The organism is Blautia sp. AF19-13LB (assembly GCF_003479105.1).
GTDB classification, from domain to species: Bacteria; Bacillota; Clostridia; order Lachnospirales; family Lachnospiraceae; genus Fusicatenibacter; species Fusicatenibacter saccharivorans.
On record NZ_QUGO01000001.1, the window covers coordinates 257,760 to 275,567 of the forward strand.

The 17,808-nt window shown below is 49.1% G+C and carries 13 protein-coding genes, 1 other RNA gene, 1 riboswitch and 1 other annotated feature; all 14 genes read left to right on the forward strand.

The features are described 5' to 3' along the window. Nucleotides 1–35 precede the first annotated feature (35 nt). Complete coding sequence (acsC, locus tag DWX32_RS01300; RefSeq protein WP_117509045.1) at nucleotides 36–1,391, forward strand: acetyl-CoA decarbonylase/synthase complex subunit gamma; 1,356 nt, start codon at nucleotides 36–38, stop codon at nucleotides 1,389–1,391. Nucleotides 1,392–1,485: 94 nt separating this feature from the next. Beyond that, a complete protein-coding gene (gene acsE, locus DWX32_RS01305) occupies nucleotides 1,486–2,271 on the forward strand; it encodes a carbon monoxide dehydrogenase/acetyl-CoA synthase methytransferase subunit (protein WP_022462424.1) in 786 nt (261 codons plus the stop codon). Nucleotides 2,272–2,410: 139 nt separating this feature from the next. Further along, nucleotides 2,411–4,336, forward strand: a complete 1,926-nt coding sequence (gene acsV, locus DWX32_RS01310; protein ID WP_117509044.1) for a corrinoid activation/regeneration protein AcsV — start codon at nucleotides 2,411–2,413, stop codon at nucleotides 4,334–4,336. 94 nt (nucleotides 4,337–4,430) lie between these two features. Further along, nucleotides 4,431–5,102, forward strand: a complete 672-nt coding sequence (locus DWX32_RS01315) for a DUF3786 domain-containing protein (RefSeq protein ID WP_117509043.1) — start codon at nucleotides 4,431–4,433, stop codon at nucleotides 5,100–5,102. Between the two features lie 61 nt (nucleotides 5,103–5,163). Next, nucleotides 5,164–5,796, forward strand: a complete 633-nt coding sequence (locus DWX32_RS01320; protein ID WP_117509042.1) for a cyclodeaminase/cyclohydrolase family protein — start codon at nucleotides 5,164–5,166, stop codon at nucleotides 5,794–5,796. Between the two features lie 87 nt (nucleotides 5,797–5,883). After that, entirely contained in the window at nucleotides 5,884–6,735 is an 852-nt protein-coding gene (locus DWX32_RS01325; RefSeq protein ID WP_117509041.1) for a bifunctional 5,10-methylenetetrahydrofolate dehydrogenase/5,10-methenyltetrahydrofolate cyclohydrolase, read from the forward strand. Nucleotides 6,736–6,906: 171 nt separating this feature from the next. Beyond that, complete coding sequence (gene spoIVA, locus DWX32_RS01330; RefSeq protein WP_022461834.1) at nucleotides 6,907–8,376, forward strand: stage IV sporulation protein A; 1,470 nt, start codon at nucleotides 6,907–6,909, stop codon at nucleotides 8,374–8,376. A 104-nt stretch (nucleotides 8,377–8,480) separates the two neighbouring features. Beyond that, a non-coding RNA gene (gene ssrS / locus DWX32_RS01335) (6S RNA) lies at nucleotides 8,481–8,675 on the forward strand. 70 nt (nucleotides 8,676–8,745) lie between these two features. Beyond that, complete coding sequence (locus DWX32_RS01340; RefSeq protein ID WP_055218365.1) at nucleotides 8,746–9,789, forward strand: aldose epimerase family protein; 1,044 nt, start codon at nucleotides 8,746–8,748, stop codon at nucleotides 9,787–9,789. A gap of 575 nt (nucleotides 9,790–10,364) precedes the next feature. Further along, nucleotides 10,365–10,565, reverse strand: a riboswitch (cobalamin riboswitch). Nucleotides 10,566–10,666: 101 nt separating this feature from the next. Continuing rightward, on the forward strand, nucleotides 10,667–12,106 hold the full coding sequence (locus tag DWX32_RS01345) for a SpoIID/LytB domain-containing protein (protein ID WP_117800944.1): 1,440 nt from the start codon (nucleotides 10,667–10,669) through the stop codon (nucleotides 12,104–12,106). Between the two features lie 78 nt (nucleotides 12,107–12,184). Beyond that, complete coding sequence (locus tag DWX32_RS01350) at nucleotides 12,185–13,162, forward strand: LacI family DNA-binding transcriptional regulator (RefSeq protein ID WP_022461831.1); 978 nt, start codon at nucleotides 12,185–12,187, stop codon at nucleotides 13,160–13,162. A gap of 251 nt (nucleotides 13,163–13,413) precedes the next feature. Next, nucleotides 13,414–15,258: an alpha-amylase family protein gene (locus DWX32_RS01360; RefSeq protein WP_118600604.1), complete on the forward strand. Its 1,845-nt coding sequence runs from the start codon at nucleotides 13,414–13,416 to the stop codon at nucleotides 15,256–15,258. 113 nt (nucleotides 15,259–15,371) lie between these two features. Next, a complete protein-coding gene (locus DWX32_RS01365; RefSeq protein WP_055226442.1) occupies nucleotides 15,372–16,241 on the forward strand; it encodes a YihY/virulence factor BrkB family protein in 870 nt (289 codons plus the stop codon). 72 nt (nucleotides 16,242–16,313) lie between these two features. After that, nucleotides 16,314–16,566 (forward strand) — a binding site (T-box leader). A 164-nt stretch (nucleotides 16,567–16,730) separates the two neighbouring features. After that, the gene (pheS, locus tag DWX32_RS01370) at nucleotides 16,731–17,777 is read left to right on the forward strand and encodes a phenylalanine--tRNA ligase subunit alpha (RefSeq protein WP_022461828.1); all 1,047 of its coding nucleotides are present in this window, start codon (nucleotides 16,731–16,733) and stop codon (nucleotides 17,775–17,777) included. Nucleotides 17,778–17,808: the final 31 nt, after the last annotated feature.

Below are 17,808 nucleotides of genomic sequence, written 5' to 3' on the forward strand. Positions count from 1 at the left end.
AGTACGTAAGGAAGAGATTAGGAGGATAAAGAATTATGGCATTATCAGGTATTCAGATTTTTAAAATGACCCCAAAGAAAAACTGTAAAGAGTGCGGATGTCCGACCTGTATGGCATTCTCCATGAAGGTTGCACAGGGCGCTATGGATATTTCAGCGTGCCCATATATGTCTGACGACGCTATGGCACAGCTTTCCGAAGCTACCGCACCGCCAATGAAGACCATCAAAGTCGGAACCGGCGACAGTGAGTACACCCTTGGCGGAGAGACGGTTCTCTATCGTCATGAGAAAACATTTGTAAGCAAAACCCGTTATGCAGTATCTCTCTGCAGCTGCATGTCTGACGAAGAGATCGACGCAAAACTGGAAGAAGACAAAAAAGTTGATTACGACCGTATCGGTGAGCGTATGTGCGCAGAGATGCTGTATGTAAACTATGCCGGAAATGGCGTAGACAAATACGTATCTCTTGTAACGAAAGCAGCAGCAACCGGAAAAGTTCTGGTACTTGGCTGTGAGGACGCAGAAGCTGCAAAAGCTGCTCTGGAAGTATGCAAAGCAGGCAAACCGATCCTGAATGGTGCAAATGCATCCAATTATGAAGAGATGAGCAAACTTGCCACAGAGGCAGGCGTTGTTCTCGGCGTAAGTGGCGCAAACATTGATGAGCTTCACGACACCGTAGAAGCAATCGAGAAACTCGGCAACAAGAACCTTGTTCTTGATACCACAGAAGCGACCATCAAAGAGACCTTTGCTACTACCGTACAGGTAAGACGTGCATCCTTAAAGGATACAGACCGTACCTTTGGTTATCCGTCTATTGTAAATCTGGCAAAAATTGCACAGGGCGACAGATATATGCAGCAGGCACTGCTTTCCCTGTTCACCATGAAATACGGTTCCATTATTGTTCTTGAGGAAATGGGATACGCAGAGGCACTTCCGGTATTCGGACTTCGCCAGAACGTATTTACCGATCCGCAGAAACCGATGAAAGTAGAGCCGGGCATCTACCCGCTGAACGGCGCAGATGAAAATTCGATCTGCCTGACCACAGTAGACTTTGCTCTGACCTATTTCCTGGTATCCGGAGAGCTCGAGAGATCCGGAGTTCCGGTAAACCTTGTAATCAACGACGCCGGCGGACTTTCTGTACTGACATCCTGGGCAGCAGGTAAATTCTCCGGTAACTCTATCTCCAAATTCTTCAAAGAGAATGTAGAAGATAAAGTAAAATCCAGAAAAGTTATCATTCCTGGTAAAGTAGCCGTATTAAAGGGCGACATTGAGTCCAAACTTCCTGGATGGGAAGTAATCGTTGCTCCGCTTGAGGCAGTTCAGCTTGTGAAATTCATGAAAGATCTGCAGGCAAACGGAGAACTGTAATACATAAAAATTCCGGGAGGAACTCCAGACAAGCGGAGTTCCTTCCGTGAAAAAAATAATTATGGGGGATTCCCAAAAGAAAAGGAGAAGAGATATGGCAAAATTTGTAACCATCGGCGAAAGACTTTCCGTTACAGCTCCTACTGTAAACAAAGCATTCGCAGCAAGAGATGAAGAGCCAATTTTAAAGAGAGCAAAACAGCAGCTGGATGCTGGTGCCGTTTACCTTGATGTAAACATCGGACCGGCTGAGAATGATGGAGAAGACATCATGAAATGGGCTGTTGAGCTGCTGCAGAGCAATTTTGACAATGTTCCGCTGGCTCTGGATACATCCAACAAAAAAGCAATTGAGGCTGGTATCTCTGTATACAACCGTTCCAAAGGAAAACCGATCGTAAACTCTGCAGATGCTGCAGGAAGAATCGAGTACGTTGACCTTGCGGCTGCAAACGATGCAATCGTTATTGCACTTTGCAACGGCGAAGGAATTGCAAAAGACAACGACGAGCGTATGATGTACTGCCAGACCCTTCTGGAAAGAGGTATGGAGCATGGTATGGAGCCGACCGATCTGTGGTTTGACCCGCTGTTTCTGGTTGTAAAAGGAATGCAGGACAAACAGATGGAAGTTCTTGAGTGCATCAAGATGTTCAGTGATATGGGACTGAATTCTACCGGCGGACTTTCCAACAACTCCAACGGTATGCCGAAAAACATCCGTCCGATCATGGATTCCGCACTTGTAGCTATGGCTATGATGCAGGGTCTGACCAGCGCCATCGTTAACCCGAATGACCTGAGACTGATGGAGACCATTAAATCCTGTGACGTATTCAAAGGCAACACTCTGTACGCAGATTCTTATCTGGAGCTTTAATCTTTAAATCTCGCAGGTTTTCCCCTGATGGTGCCGTAGCGTTTGCGAAAACCTGAGGCACCATCAGGGGTTTTTCTATCTAAAAGCGGAAAAATAAAAAAACAGCGGAGAATATATACGACTGGGGGATTTACAGATTATGGCAAAAGTAACCTTTCGATTTGAAGAGGGAGAACCGGTAGTCACCTACGCAACCGAGGGTGAGCGCCTTCTTGAAGTAGCGCAGAAGAGCAATGTGCCGATCGATGCACCGTGTTCCGGAAACGCATCGTGCGGTAAATGCCGCGTTCGTCTTGTGAGCGGTGAGCTGGATTCCAAAATAACCCGCCATATTTCTGAGGAAGAATATCAGAATGGCTGGAGACTGGCGTGCGTCAGCACCGTCAAAGGCGATGTTGAAGTGGAAGTGCCGGACATTGCATCCGCTTACCGGAGCCGCATGAAAGTGGCAGACCTTAGTTCACCGAGTGAAATTGCAATTTTTGAAGATACGAAAAAGAAAATTACAGACGCCGGTCTGGAGCTGAAAAACAGCATGCAGGTGATTACAATCTCAATGGAAGAGCCTACTCTGGATGATACGATGCCGGATAACGAGAGAGTAACCTGGGCTGTACAGGCAGCGACGGGGCTTGACCGGGTACGGATTCCGTACTCTGTACTGAAAAAAATGCCGGATGTCCTTCGGGAATCCCATTTTCAGGCACAGTGTGTCGTCCGGGTTACGCCAAATGACGTCTTTTTATACGATATGCTTCCAATGGAAGCAAAAGCAGTTGTCGGCGGTCTCGTTGTCGACATTGGAACAACGACAGTTTCTGCACTGATCGTGGATATGCTGAGCGGAGAAATCCTGGCAAAAGCCTCTTCCGGAAACGGACAGATCCGGTATGGTGCGGATGTTATCAACCGTATCATTGAATCCCAGAAACCGGGAGGCCATGAAAGACTGCAGAATGCAATCATCAAAGAAACCTTAAACCCGATGATCTCCAACATGTGCCGTGCAGCGAAAATCAGCAGTCAGCAGATTTACCGTGCGGCGATTGCCGGAAACACTACCATGGAGCATCTGATGATGGGCATCAATGCAGATCCGCTTCGGATGGAGCCGTATATTCCGGCCTTCTTTAAGACAAACTCACTGTTTGCATCGGATGTCAATCTTGCGATTCATCCGGACGCCCATATCATTCTGGCACCGAACATCGGAAGCTATGTGGGCGGAGATATTACTGCCGGCGCGTTGGTCAGCATGATCTGGAACCGGCCGGAGATGAGTCTTTTTATTGACCTTGGTACCAATGGCGAGCTTGCATTTGGAAACTCTGACTTTATGGTAAGCTGTGCCTGCTCGGCCGGACCGGCCTTTGAGGGCGGCGATATCAGCTGTGGCATGCGTGCGACCGACGGTGCGATTGAAAAATGTACGATTGATCCGGAGACGATGGAACCTTCGTACCATGTTATCGGAGATGAGGGTACGAAACCGATCGGCCTTTGCGGTTCCGGTATCATCGATGTGATTGCGGCGCTGTTCCGCGCGAAGATGGTCAATCCGAAGGGTAAATTTATCCGTGAGGGAAAACGGATCCGCCACGACAAATATGGCATGGGAAGCTATGTCATTGCGTTCGAGGAGGAGGCTGGAAGTGTCCGCGATGTTGAGATTACCGAGGTCGATATCGACAACTTTATCCGCGCCAAGGGCGCGATTTTCTCAGCGATCCGTACGATGCTGAACTATCTGGATATGGATGTTTCCATGATCGAGGAGGTTTACGTAGCGGGCGGTATCGGAAGCGGCATCAACATGAAAAATGCCGTTACCATCGGTATGTTCCCGGATATTCCGCTGGAAAAATTCCATTACATTGGTAACTCTTCCCTGACCGGTGCGTATTCAATGCTTTTATCGACAGCAGCAGAGAAGAAAACGTATGAGGTTGCCCGGAACATGACATATCTGGAACTCTCTACGGTACCAACCTATATGGATGAATTTGTAGCGGCGTGCTTCCTGCCGCACACAGACACGACGATGTTCCCGTCTGTGGAAGCATAAAACGGAAGCAGAACTTTCTGTTACGATTCAAGGTGAAACACATGTGGTTTTGCTTTGAATTGTGGCGAACCTTTTTGAGAGGAATTGGATTTACATGGCAGTAGACTTAAATTACGAAAAAGACAGCAAAGAGCGTATTCCGTATGAGCATTATCTGGAAGTGTATCAGAATGCAGATCCAAGAGAGATTTCCAGCCGGTGCGACGTTCCGTATGATGCGGAAAAACAGGAGTTTACCGTTTCCCTGATGGGTGTTTCCTACCGGATTTCGTGGCCGGAGTACAACGTATTTCATATTGGAGATGATGGAAGCGTTTCGCCGATAATTGGCTGGTATCCACTCGAGAAAAAACCGAATGCAAAAATTTTGGTATTGCGTTATCTGACAGAGGGCGGAGCTGCTCCGTCTACCGGAAAATTTTTGACGTACCGGGAGATTCCGTGGGGAGAAGTTTATTTTAAACAGTTCCAGGGAAGATGCCTGTTCCGTCTTGCGTTTGGCTTTGGCGGAAAGCTGGATGCATTCCGTGAGATCATGGAACGTGTCGGCGCTCAGGCGATTTCATCCGGTGATGTCGGATATGAGCTGGAGTTTATGAAAGGGCTTTTTGTACGACTGATTTTATGGGCAGGAGATGATGAGTTTCCGCCGTCCGCGCAGATCCTCTTTTCGGACAATTTCCCGGCTGCATTTACGCAGGGAGAGGATATGGCGGTTGTGGGAGATGTCACAATTGATATGCTGAAGGCTCTGGCTGCAAAATAGTTATGGTTTGAGGCCATCAGGATGGCTTCTGGATCGAAAAAAATAAGCGGAGGAAAATAACATGGGATTTTCAACAGTACCTTGCAATGAGTTTGTAGACGTGCTCGGTTCCAAAGCACCGGTTCCGGGCGGCGGCGGAGCTTCTGCACTGGTTGGCGCTGTCGGCACAGCGCTTGGCAACATGGTTGGTGCGCTGACAGTAGGTAAAAAGAAATATGCGGATGTCGAAGAGGAAATGAAAGAGCTGATGGCGAAAGCAACCACGCTTCAGGACGAACTGCTTCACCTGATCGAGCGCGATGCAGAAGTGTTCGAACCGCTCTCCAAAGCATACGGCATGCCGCGCGAGACAGAGGAGGAGAAGGCAGAAAAAGCAAGAGTCATGGAGATTGTGCTGAAGGATGCCTGCTCTGTTCCAATGGAAATTATGGAAAAATGCTGCGAAGCAATCGACCTGATCGTAGAATTTGCAGCAAAAGGTTCTGCACTTGCGATCAGTGACGCAGGTGTTGGCGCAGCATTCTGCAAAGCAGCCTTAGAGGGTGCTTCCCTGAATGTATATATCAACACGAAATCTATGAAAAACCGGGAATATGCAGAAGAACTAAATCGAAAATGTGATGAAATGCTTGCGGTCTATACCGTAAAAGCAGACGAGATTTTCCGGAACGTACTGGGAAGACTGAAAGCCTGAAAACAAACGGCCAGAGAAACTTCCCGGCAGCAAGCGGGTTGCAAAAGGAGTTCTCTTTGACCGAAAAGAAAAGCGGAGGATAAAAAAATGGCAAAACAGTTATTAGGAAAAGAAGTAACAGCAGCATTAAATGAGAAGATCAAAGCAAATGTAGCAGAGCTGGAAGCAAAAGGAGTAAAACCGACTCTCGGAATCATCCGTGTCGGAGAGAGAGAGGATGACCTTTCCTACGAAAGAGGAGCAACCAAACGCTGTGAGACCTTAGGCGTTGCATACGAGAAATTCCTTCTCCCGGCAGACGTTACCCAGGAAGAGCTGATGGCTACCATCGATAAAGTAAACAAAGACGATTCCATCCACGGCGTTCTGATTTTCCGTCCGCTTCCGAAACATCTCGATGAGGCAGCAGTCATCAAAGCACTCTCCCCGGAGAAGGACGTAGACGGTATCACAGACGGTTCCATGGTAGGCGTATTCGCCGGAACAAAACAGGGCTTCCCGCCATGTACTCCGCAGGCCTGCATGGAGATCCTCGACCACTACGGCATCGACTGCACCGGTAAAAAAGCCGTTGTCGTAGGCCGCAGCCTCGTTGTAGGAAAACCGGCAGCCATGATGCTGTTAAAGAAAAACGCAACCGTAACCATCTGCCATACCAGAACGAAAGACATGCCGTCTGTAGTTAAAGAGGCAGATATCGTGATCGTAGCAGCAGGCCGTGCAGGTGTTGTAGATGATACTTACCTGTGTGCAGGCCAGACCGTTATTGATGTCGGAATCAACGTAAACGAAGAAGGAAAACTCTGCGGAGACGTTGCATACGCAAAAGCTGAGCCGATCGTTGAGGCAATCACACCGGTTCCAGGCGGCGTAGGATCCGTTACCACATCTGTTCTGGTCGGCCATGTGGTAGAGGCTGCCATGAGAAAAAACAGCTGATCATAGGCTGAAGATAAGAAAGTGACAGAAAAAAGGCACTGTGCGTCCGAAAAAAGGGCGGCGGTGCCTTTTTTGCGTGCGCGGCAGTGCAGTTTTGGTGATAGGAGAGGGGGCCGGCTCATAGAATATAACAGTACATAGCAACAAAGATCAAAAGGGGGACAATAGCGCATGGATGCATATTCAGTATACCGCGATATTCAGAAACGAACGAAGGGCCAGTTCCTGATCGGAGTGGTGGGGCCTGTACGGACGGGAAAGTCCACCCTGATCCGCCGTTTCCTGGAGGTGCTGGCACTGCCGTATCTTTCGGAAAAGGAACAGGCGGAGGTACGGGATGCCCTGCCTTTAAGCGGGGAGGGAAAGACGATCACAACGGTGGAGCCGAAATTTGTGCCGAAAGACGCCGTGGAGCTGCAGCTTGGGGAGGGCGATCCGATCCGGCTGCGACTGATCGACTGCGTCGGCTTTCTGGTGCCGGACGCGGCGGGAAATCTGGAAAATGAGAAGGAGCGGATGGTGAAAACACCGTGGTCCGAGCAGGCGATTCCGTTCCGGGAGGCGGCGGAGATCGGTACGAAGAAGGTGATCGCAGAACATTCCACGATCGGTCTTATGGTGACGTGCGACGGATCGTTCGGCGAGCTGCCGCGGGAGAATTTTCTGCAGGCGGAGGAACGGACCGTTGCGGAGCTCAAAAAGCAGGGAAAGCCCTTCCTGATTCTTGTGAATGCGAAAAAACCGTACCGGGAGGAGACACAGCGGCAGGTAAAGGAGCTTGAAACAAAATTCGGCGTGGCAGCGATGGCGGTGAACTGCGACCAGCTCCGCAAAGAAGATATTCTGCATATGCTCGAAAAGGTGCTGTATGAGTTCCCGCTTCAGCAGATGGAATTTTATATTCCAAAATGGGTGGAGCTTCTTGCCGATGACCATCCGCTGAAGGCAGAGCTGCTGCAGAAGATCCGTGAGATGTGCAGGGAAAAGACGCGCCTGAAGGATGCAGTGGGCGGAAAAACAGCGATTGCCAGTCAGTATGTCAGCCAGACACTGCTGCAGTCGATGGATCTTGCGAGCGGTACGGTGAAGGTGCGGATTGAGGTGAAAGAGCAGTATTATTATGAAATGCTGAGTGTACTTGCCGGCGTGGAGATCAAAGGCGAGTATGATCTGGTGCAGACGATCCGCGAGCTGTCGGCACAGCGGGAAGAGTACCGCAAGGTAGAGGACGCGATTCATGCGGTGCGCGGATGCGGCTACGGCGTCGTGATTCCGGGGAGGGAGGAGATTCAGCTGGAGGAGCCAGCCGTGATCCATCAGGGAAACAAATACGGCGTGAAAATTAAATCGGTGAGCCCGTCGATTCATATGATCAAGGCCAACATCGAGACGGAGATTGCGCCGATCGTCGGAAGTGAGCAGCAGGCGGAGGATCTGATCGCCTATATCAAAGAGAGCGCAAAGAGCCCGGAGGGAATCTGGAATACCAACATTTTCGGCAAATCCGTCGAGCAGCTCGTTGACGACGGCATCCGCAGCAAAATCGCCCAGATCACCGAGGATGGCCAGGCAAAACTCCAGGATTCCATGCAGAAAATTGTCAACGACAGCCGGGGCGGAATGGTGTGTATTATCATTTAATACAAAAGCTGTTCGAATATTTTTGAGTAATTGTGCAATAATACTTGAAAAGCGAACCAAAATAGCGTATAATCCGAATTGTGAAAAGAAAAGAAGAAAAATGTAACTTCCTGGAATGTTCGATGATCTCATTATTTTGAACCTACATTTACTTTAAACGGGAGGCTTATTATTGTCATGTGGATGTCAGGCCACCCTGGAAACAGACGTCAGTGGAAGGCAGAAATGGTGACTGCGGCTACCCACCTAGCTTGCGTTGCTAGGAGTCAAAGTATGGGAAACGGCATTCCGGGGTTACAAAAGAGAAAAAAGAGAATCATGAAAATGGTTCTCTTTTATACGTTACATACAACCAAAAGGAGAAGGAACATGAAAAAACAGGGTTTTGGAACAACAAAAGACGGAAAAGAAGCATTGCTCTACACGCTCTCCAATAAAAACGGAATGGAAATCAGTGTAACCGATTACGGCGCACATCTGGTATCGGTTCTCGTTCCGGATAAGGATGGAAAGAAGAGAGACGTTGTCCTTGGATTTGACTCCGTAACCGGCTATGAGACCGACGGAAGCCATTTTGGAGCCACCATCGGAAGAAACGGAAACCGTATCGCGGGAGCAGCATTTGAACTGCACGGAAAAACATACCAGCTGGCAAAAAATGAGAACAACAACAACCTGCACAGCGGCCCGGACGGATACGATTACCGCCTCTGGAACGTAGAAGAGGCGGATGACAGCGCCGTTACCTTCGTTCTGATGAGCCCGGACGGAGACCAGGGATTCCCGGGAAACTTTGAAGTGTCCGTTACGTATACCCTGACCGATGAGAACGCCGTAGAAATCCACTATGAGGGAAGCTGCGATCAGGATACCGTTGTCAACATGACAAACCACAGCTACTTCAACCTGGCAGGCCACGATGCCGGATCTATTGAGAACCAGACACTTGTCTTAAAAGCGGAGCAGTTCAGCCCGGTGATCGATTCTGCATCCATCCCGACCGGCGAGCATGCACCGGTACAGGGAACCCCGATGGATTTCACCAGCGAGAAAGCAATCGGAGCAGAGATCGAAGCAGATTTCGAACAGCTCAAACTGACCGGCGGCTACGACCACAACTTTATCCTGGACAAGGCTGTCGAGGGAAGCATTGAGCTGATGGCAGTCGCATCCTGCAAAGAGAGCGGCATCACCATGGAAGCCTTCACGGATCTGCCATGCGTTCAGTTCTACGCCGGAAATTTCATTGCTCCGGTTACCGGAAAGAATGGGGTATTCTATGACAAACGCAACGGCTTCTGCCTGGAATCTCAGTATGTGCCGAATGCCATCAACCAGGAGGGTGAGGAGAAACCGATCCTCGAGGCAGGCGATACTTACGACACCACAACCGTATACAAATTCATTTTCTAAGATCCTATTTTATAGCAATCCTCGAAAATAATGCAAAAAATTCAGCACCGCAGAGCGTGAATTACTGCGTCACAGATTTTCGTCGTACCCCGGTACGCCTTCAAATCTGTTCCTTGCAATTCGCGCTCTGCAGCACTGCCTTTTTTGCATTATTTTCGGGTCTTGCTATAGAAACAGCATAAAAAAGCTCCCTTCCTGCAGCGTCCTGTGAAAACAGGAGCGCAGGCGGGGAGCCTTTTTATGGGAAAATATGCAGAAAACGAATTCTGAAAAAACAGAAAAAGAAAAGACCCTGTTTTCGAATCCAACAGAATCTTACCAGTTATGTCATATTCTTTTCAGAGGTGGGTAACCGCTTCGCCATCTGAATCAACCTGCAAGCGGAATAGCAGACACCTTTAAGCGGAGGATGGCGCCTGACTAAGAACAGGCGAAACCAGAATCTGAAACGGTTTACCCGGCCGTTTAATGCAATGCATAAATCTCGCTCGAAGGTTTCTAAAAATCTAATCGAAAATTTTCAGACATTCCATATCCCATAATAGTCTTTGAATGGAAGCTTTCATCGGAAGCATCAACCCTATGCATACAGAGCAGGTTTCCTGACTTACAGATCATCGTTCCACATTCCTTCTCATATGTTGCGGACATACAATGGATTTGTTATGCTTCACTCCCTGATTACAGTGACCGGATCGCCCAGGAATCTCACCTGAATTCCCTCTCTCACCAAAAGACGGATCTTCTTTTGATGCACTCTGGATGTTGATATGAAATTTATACACAACCGTACTATATACCATAGGGCGGTATTTGTCAAGGAAAAATCGCAAAAAGAAAAGGAATCAGACAAAAAGCCGTGTGCATAGAATGAGATATGAAGAGAAAAAATGATAAATTGGAATTGATACTGTTAGGAGTGGGGATTCTCCTGCTGCTGTTATTGTTTGTTGTGAAGCGCCGTCTGGATGCGCCGGAAGAGACAGCGACAGCAGAAAGCAGGACGGAGACGATGGAAGGCAAAAAGCAGGAGGAGACGATACAGAACATGGAACAGGAAAACGCGGCTTTTCTGAACAGTAAAAAGGAAGAACAAAAAGAAACAACGGCAGCCGGACCGGTGCAGATCCGTGTCCTTCTGACAGACTGCGGAAAGCTGGGATACGCACAGAAACAGGTGTCCCTGCGTGGAAACGCAAGCCTTTCCATGAACGACGGCGCATACATAGCTTCCCCGCAGGAGACGATCTGTGTGACGGAACAGGAATGCGGGGAAGTTGTGCATGTGGTGCCGGCCGATGAGACGGCGGGAACGGCGGTTTCCCTTACGGGAAAGCCGGAGGACGAGACGGTTTATCCGGGAAGTTTTGTCATCTATAAAAGCGAAGAGGGACTTCTCGTTGTAAATGAACTTGATCTGGAAATGTATCTTCGGTATGTCGTGCCGAGTGAGATGCCGTCCTCCTATGAAAAGGAGGCATTAAAAGCACAGGCGGTCTGTGCGAGAACGTATGCGTGTGCCAGGATTCGTGAAAAAACGTGGGAGAACTACCACGCGGATGTAGACGACAGCGTGGAAAGCCAGGTCTACCACAATATGGAAGCGCAGCCGGAGACAGACGCTGCGGTGGCGGAGACAGAAGGAAAAATCATTACCTGCGGCGGGGAACCAATTCAGGCGTATTTTTTCTCAACCTCCTGCGGGAAGACGAGTACGGATGAAGTGTGGAATACGGCGGAGACGGCAGAATATCTGAAGAGCGTGACGGTAGGCGGGGAGAAGCAGGAACCGGAGACGGAGGAGGCGTTTGCATCGTTTATCACCAAAAGGGACAGCACAAGTCTGGAAGTGGAGGACGGCTGGTACCGCTGGCAGGTGACGATTCCGGCGGATGTGCTGTCAGAACGGGCAGCGGATCAGAAAATCGGGGAGATCACGGGGATTGAGGTGCGGCGGCGGTCAGAGGGAGGTGCGGCAGAAACCGTCCGTATCGAGGGAGAAAAAGGATCCATGGAAATCGAGGGAGAGTATCAGATCCGAAAGTTCCTCTCGGCGAAAGGCTGGCCGATTCAGAAAAATGACGGAACTGTAAGCTGTGAGATGGAGCTGCTTCCGAGTGCCTGCTTTATCGTGGTTCCGGAAAAAGAAGGGGAAACGGCTGTCTCCTTTACATTTTACGGCGGCGGCTACGGCCACGGCGTCGGCATGTCACAGAACGGTGCGAAACATCTGGCAGAGCAGGGAAAATCGTATGAGGAGATTCTCCGCTATTTTTACCAGAACATCGAAATCGGCGACTGCCGTTCCCTTTTTTAAAAAAATCACCGAAAACAGATTTTTTGTGCTATAATGGGCGAAAGTGAAAAACAGTTAGAAAATGACGAGGAGAGAAACATGGCGACAATCAAGGACATAGCGGCACGCGCCGGCGTTACGGCGACGACGGTTTCCCGCGTGATCAACAACCGCGGATACATCAGTGAAGAGACAAGAAAAAAAGTAACGCAGGCGATGCAGGAGATGAATTACCAGCCGAATGAGCTGGCGCGTTCCCTGGCAAAAGCGCATTCCAATACGATCGGGGTTATCGTTCCGCACATCTCGCACCCGTTTTTCAGTAAAATGATCAGTGCACTCGAGAGCGCGGCGGCAAAGCGGGGCTACAAGATTCTGCTCTGCAACTCGAAAGATCAGCCGGAGAAAGAAACCGAATATCTCGATATGTTCATCTCCAACCGTGTAACCGGCGTTGTGATGGCAAGCCGCGATGTGCAGATTGAAAAGTTTCATGATCTGAAAATTCCGATCGTCAATTTCGAGCGAGAGGAAAATACGGAGGCCATTACAATCCAGTGTGACAACGAGCAGGGAGGAGCGCTTGCAGCATCGCATCTTGCGGACTGCGGCTGCTGCCATCTGCTTCATTTCGGCGGAATCGTCGGAAGAGATATGCCGGCGGACCGGCGTGCGGATGGATTCCTGCGCGTCTGCCGGGAGCGGGGGATTGAAGGGGAAGTTCTTTTGAGTGACCGCTTAAGCTACGGCTCCATGCACTATGAATCCTATATTGAAAAGGGCCTTCTGGAGCACCCGGAGACGGACGGCATTTTTGCAAGCAGTGACCTGATTGCCGCACAGGTACTCCAGCGCCTTTACGCCATGGGAAAACGGGTGCCGGAGGATATTAAAGTTGTCGGGTTTGATGACACTGTGATCGCCGGGATTACCACGCCTTCCATCACGACGATCCATCAGCCGATTGAGGAAATGTCGGAGCTTTCCATTGCGTATATCGACCGGAGAAGAAAGGGAGAGATGGTGCCGAATGTGACGACCATGCCGGTGAGCCTTGTGGTGCGCGATTCGGCGTGAAACAAAAACGAAAAGAAAACTCTGCGGAAAAAAGAAACCGCGGAGTTTTTTCTGCCCTGCGGTAAACGATAGACAGAAAAATAGCAAAAAAGACAAAGAAGAAGCCGGAAATTTGTTGAAAAATATGGTATGTAAACGGTTGACATATAATTCACACAACGGTATACTGCAAGAGAAGAAACGTAACACAGAATTACCGTTACCGGAATGATGTGACAAAATAAAGAATAAGATAAAGGAGAATAAACAACATGACAGTGGAATATCAGAGAAGACTCGAAAAACACTACGACGAGCTGAAATGGCTCTACTGTGAGCTGTATCCAAACGGCCAGGGACGCTTTGAGGAACTCTGTGCAGCCATGGAGCAGTGGTACAAAGAGCGGAATAAAAAATGGAAAGCGCTGGATCGGAAAAGAGAAAAACAGAAAGACTGGTACAAGAGCCAGAAAATGCTCGGTATGATGCTGTACATCGACGCATTCGCAGATAACATCAGCGGCCTTGAGAAAAAACTGGATTATTTAAAAGAGTGCAACGTCAACTACCTGCATCTGATGCCGTTCCTTGCAACGCCGAAGGGAAAAAGCGACGGCGGCTATGCGGTTGCCGATTACCGCACGGTACAGCCGTCCCTTGGAACGATGGAAGATCTGGCTGCCCTCTCTGAAAAATGCCATGACCAGGGCATGAGCCTTTGTATGGATTTCGTTATGAACCACACTTCCGAGGATCATGAATGGGCAAAACGTGCACTTGCCGGTGAAAAAGAGTACCAGGACCGTTACTTTTTCTTCGACAACTACGATATTCCGTCCGAATATGAAAAGACCTGTCCGCAGGTATTCCCGACAACGGCACCGGGCAACTTTACCTGGAGAGAGGACTGCCATAAATTTGTCATGACGACGTTCTATCCATACCAGTGGGATCTGAACTATGCGAACCCGGTTGTCTTTAACGAGATGGTAAACAATATGCTCTATCTCGTCAACCAGGGAATCGATATCGTCCGCATTGATGCCGTTCCATACATCTGGAAACAGCTCGGCACCACCTGCCGTAACCTGCCGCAGGTACATACCATTGTCCGCATGATGCGTATGATCACCGAGATCGTCTGCCCGGGCGTTCTGCTGCTCGGCGAGGTTGTCATGGAGCCGGAAAAGGTTGTTCCGTACTTCGGAACACTCGAGAAACCGGAATGCCATATGCTGTACAACGTAACGACGATGGCATCCACCTGGCACACGGTTGCAACGGCGGATACCCGCCTGCTGAAACATCAGATGGATATTGTGACGAGACTGCCGAAGGACTATGTCTTCCTGAACTATCTGAGATGCCACGATGATATCGGCTGGGGCCTCGATTACGAATGGCTGAAACAGTTCGGCATCGCCGAGGCACCGCATAAGAAATATCTGAATGACTATTTCCGCGGTTATGTGGAGGGAAGCGACGCAAGAGGAGAGCTCTATAACGACGATCCGGTGCTGCAGGATGCGCGTCTCTGCGGAACAACCGCTTCCCTGTGTGGACTTGAGGCGGCAGGCTTTGAGCAGAATGAGGCGAAGACCGAACAGGCGATCCAGAGAATTGAGATGCTGAACGCATACCTTTTCATCCAGTCTGGTATTCCGGTTATCTACAGCGGCGATGAGATCGGCCAGGTTAACGATTATTCCTACAAAGAGAGTGAAGATTCTGACCGCGCAGCCGACAGCCGTTATCTGCACCGCGGCCACTTCCGCTGGGATCTGGAGCCCCAGAAGGAGAAAAAAGGAACGGTTCAGAATCAGATTTTTGCTTCGATGAAAAAGATGGAGGAGCTGAAATTCAAATACCGTCCGTTTGAGGGTGAGGCGGATGTCTGGACCGAGGAAACGTATGATACGGCGCTTCTCTGTGTCTGCAGAAAATCCGGCAATGAGATGGTAACGGGTCTCTTTAACTTCAGCAATGAAGACCGCACGGCCTGGATCGATATGGGTGAGTTCACCTGGAAGGATCTGTTTACCGGCGAGAAACGTGTTCTGCGCGGCGTTCCGGTTCCGGCACGCGGTTACGCATGGTATTACCGGAAATGGAATTAAATCCCTTGCGAAGGAAAGAAAAGTATGATATGCTTTGTAGGCTATCCTGAAGTACGATATATGTGCAAGAATGGGATAGATTCACGAAAACAAAGAAAAGGCGGTTTTGCCAGATGATAAAAACAATCCGCGGTTTTATGAAGCGCCTGAATGAGGACCATGTCGGTGCTTATGCAGCGCAGAGTGCGTATTTCATTCTTCTTTCCTTTATTCCGTTTGTTCTTCTGGTTGTTACGCTTGTAAAATATACGCCGCTGACGCGCGACGATGTTTACAGCGTTCTGATCAATATGCTGCCCACGGAGTTTCAGAGCTACGTGGGCGGTATTGTAAATGAGATCTTTTATCAGTCCGTTGCTTATATGCCGATTACGATCATCACAACGCTGTGGTCGGCGGGAAAGGGCATTGCGGCGCTGACAAATGGGCTGAACAGCATTTATCACGTAACAGAGACACGTAATTACATCATCAACCGGCTGCGGGGCATGGCATATACCTTGATATTTGTCGTTGCATTCCTCACCAGTCTGGTGCTTCTGGTCTTCGGAACCCGCATTCAGAATAAGCTGACGGAACATCTGCCGATGGTGGCGCGTGTGACATCCTCTATCATGGGAATGCGTACCCTGATCACGACAGGCGTGCTGGCTCTTCTGTTTCTTGTACTGTATAAATGTATTCCAAACCGGAAGGCGAGCTTTAAGAGCCAGTGCCCGGGCGCACTGATCTCATCCCTTGCCTGGTCTATTTTTTCCCTTGCATTTTCCATGTACCTCGACATCGCGCTTGCGGCGTCCAATATGTACGGCAGTCTGACGATGATCGTGTTTATCATGATCTGGATGTATTTCTGCATGTGGATCCTTCTGATCGGCGCGGAGATCAACGCGTATTTTGAGGATAAACTGCGGAAACTGCAGAACGCGGCGATCGAGCATTTTATGGAAAATAAAGAGACGAATAAAGAAGCGGGAAAATAATGGCTTGACATCCGGGGGTCAAGACGGTACAATAAATATTGTTTATGAAAGTTTTATAAATAATCTAACAGGAAAAATGCTGTGAAGATGTTCAGAGAAATATTTTTTCCGCCAGAGAGAGGGAGTCATCGGCTGCAAGCTCCTTCAGGTTCAGGAATATTTCAAATTTCGCATTGGAGCAGATGTCCGGAACGTATAGCAGGATACTGGAAATGCAAGTAGGGACAGACGTTTGGTGTACGTTACAGCACCGGTTATGAGTGTCTGCAGGAAGTATCTGCAGAAATCAGGGTGGTACCGCGAAATTTCAGATCTCGTCCCTTTGTGGGGCGGGGTCTTTTTTTGTGAGCAACGAGCCAGACAGCCATGCTTGCATGGATATTTGGCGACTGCCACGAAAATCAGATGCTCCGCTGTTTGCAGCGGGGTATCTGACTGTTTTTCACATTTACCATCAAACAAGCAAGAAAAAGAAAGTAGGAGAGTCAAATGCAGGAAAAAAGTGTATTAACCGGCCATCTGTCTGAATTAAAACAGAAGATTGAAAATGGACTGGAAGAGCTGAAAAGCTCCAAAGAACTGTATGAATTTAAGAGCGAGTATCTGGAAGGAAAGAAAAGTAAGATCAGCGGGCTGATGAAAGAAATGAAAAACATTGCCCCGGAAGAGCGCGCAAACTACGGTAAATCCGTCAATGAGTTAAAAGAGTGGGCGCTTGGCCGCTTCCAGAAAGTGGAAGAGGAGATGAAAGAGCGCGAGCTGCAGAAGAAATATGAGTCCGAGAAAATCGACCTGACCCTTCCGGCAGAAGAGACAGCGATCGGAAACCTTCATCCGGTTACCCTGATCCGCAAACAGCTCATCGACATCTTTGCAGGCATGGGCTTTGAGGTATACGAGGGAAGAGAAATCGAGACCGATTACTACAACTTTACTGCACTGAATACACCACAGGATCACCCGGCAAGAGATATGCAGGATACCTTCTATCTCTCCCCGGAATTCCTGCTTCGTACCCAGACATCGGCAGGCCAGATTCATGTCATGGAAAACAAAAAGCCGCCGATCAAGATCCTTTCCCCGGGACGTGTTTTTCGGTCTGATGACGACGCAACCCATTCTCCGATGTTCCATCAGATGGAGGGACTCGTTGTCGACAAAAACATCACCCTCTGCGACCTGAAAGGAATGCTCGACGTACTCGTACAGAAGATCTACGGCGAGGGAACGACAACACGTCTTCGTCCATCTTACTTCCCGTTCACGGAGCCGTCCGTTGAGGTAGACTGCAGCTGCTTCGCCTGCGGCGGAAAAGGATGCAGCCTCTGCAAGGGAACCGGCTGGATCGAGGTCCTTGGAGCAGGTATCGTAAACAAACGCGTGCTGGAGAACTGCGGCATTGATTCAGAAGAGTACAGCGGCTTCGCTTTTGGCATCGGCCTGGAGCGTATCGCCATGCTGAAATACGGAATCAACAACATCAAACTGTTATTCGGTTCCGATCTGCGGGTTTTAAATCAGATTAACGAGAAATAAAGACGAAACAGTTTGAATTTGGAGGTTTAAT

What these genes read in the sequence shown, in the direction of transcription:
- acsC (WP_117509045.1), top strand. Translation starts at nt 36, where the DNA reads ATGGCATTATCAGGTATTCAGATTTTTAAAATGACCCCAAAGAAAAAC.
- acsE (WP_022462424.1), top strand. Translation starts at nt 1,486, where the DNA reads ATGGCAAAATTTGTAACCATCGGCGAAAGACTTTCCGTTACAGCTCCT.
- acsV (WP_117509044.1), top strand. Translation starts at nt 2,411, where the DNA reads ATGGCAAAAGTAACCTTTCGATTTGAAGAGGGAGAACCGGTAGTCACC.
- DWX32_RS01315 (WP_117509043.1), top strand. Translation starts at nt 4,431, where the DNA reads ATGGCAGTAGACTTAAATTACGAAAAAGACAGCAAAGAGCGTATTCCG.
- DWX32_RS01320 (WP_117509042.1), top strand. Translation starts at nt 5,164, where the DNA reads ATGGGATTTTCAACAGTACCTTGCAATGAGTTTGTAGACGTGCTCGGT.
- DWX32_RS01325 (WP_117509041.1), top strand. Translation starts at nt 5,884, where the DNA reads ATGGCAAAACAGTTATTAGGAAAAGAAGTAACAGCAGCATTAAATGAG.
- spoIVA (WP_022461834.1), top strand. Translation starts at nt 6,907, where the DNA reads ATGGATGCATATTCAGTATACCGCGATATTCAGAAACGAACGAAGGGC.
- DWX32_RS01340 (WP_055218365.1), top strand. Translation starts at nt 8,746, where the DNA reads ATGAAAAAACAGGGTTTTGGAACAACAAAAGACGGAAAAGAAGCATTG.
- DWX32_RS01345 (WP_117800944.1), top strand. Translation starts at nt 10,667, where the DNA reads ATGAAGAGAAAAAATGATAAATTGGAATTGATACTGTTAGGAGTGGGG.
- DWX32_RS01350 (WP_022461831.1), top strand. Translation starts at nt 12,185, where the DNA reads ATGGCGACAATCAAGGACATAGCGGCACGCGCCGGCGTTACGGCGACG.
- DWX32_RS01360 (WP_118600604.1), top strand. Translation starts at nt 13,414, where the DNA reads ATGACAGTGGAATATCAGAGAAGACTCGAAAAACACTACGACGAGCTG.
- DWX32_RS01365 (WP_055226442.1), top strand. Translation starts at nt 15,372, where the DNA reads ATGATAAAAACAATCCGCGGTTTTATGAAGCGCCTGAATGAGGACCAT.
- pheS (WP_022461828.1), top strand. Translation starts at nt 16,731, where the DNA reads ATGCAGGAAAAAAGTGTATTAACCGGCCATCTGTCTGAATTAAAACAG.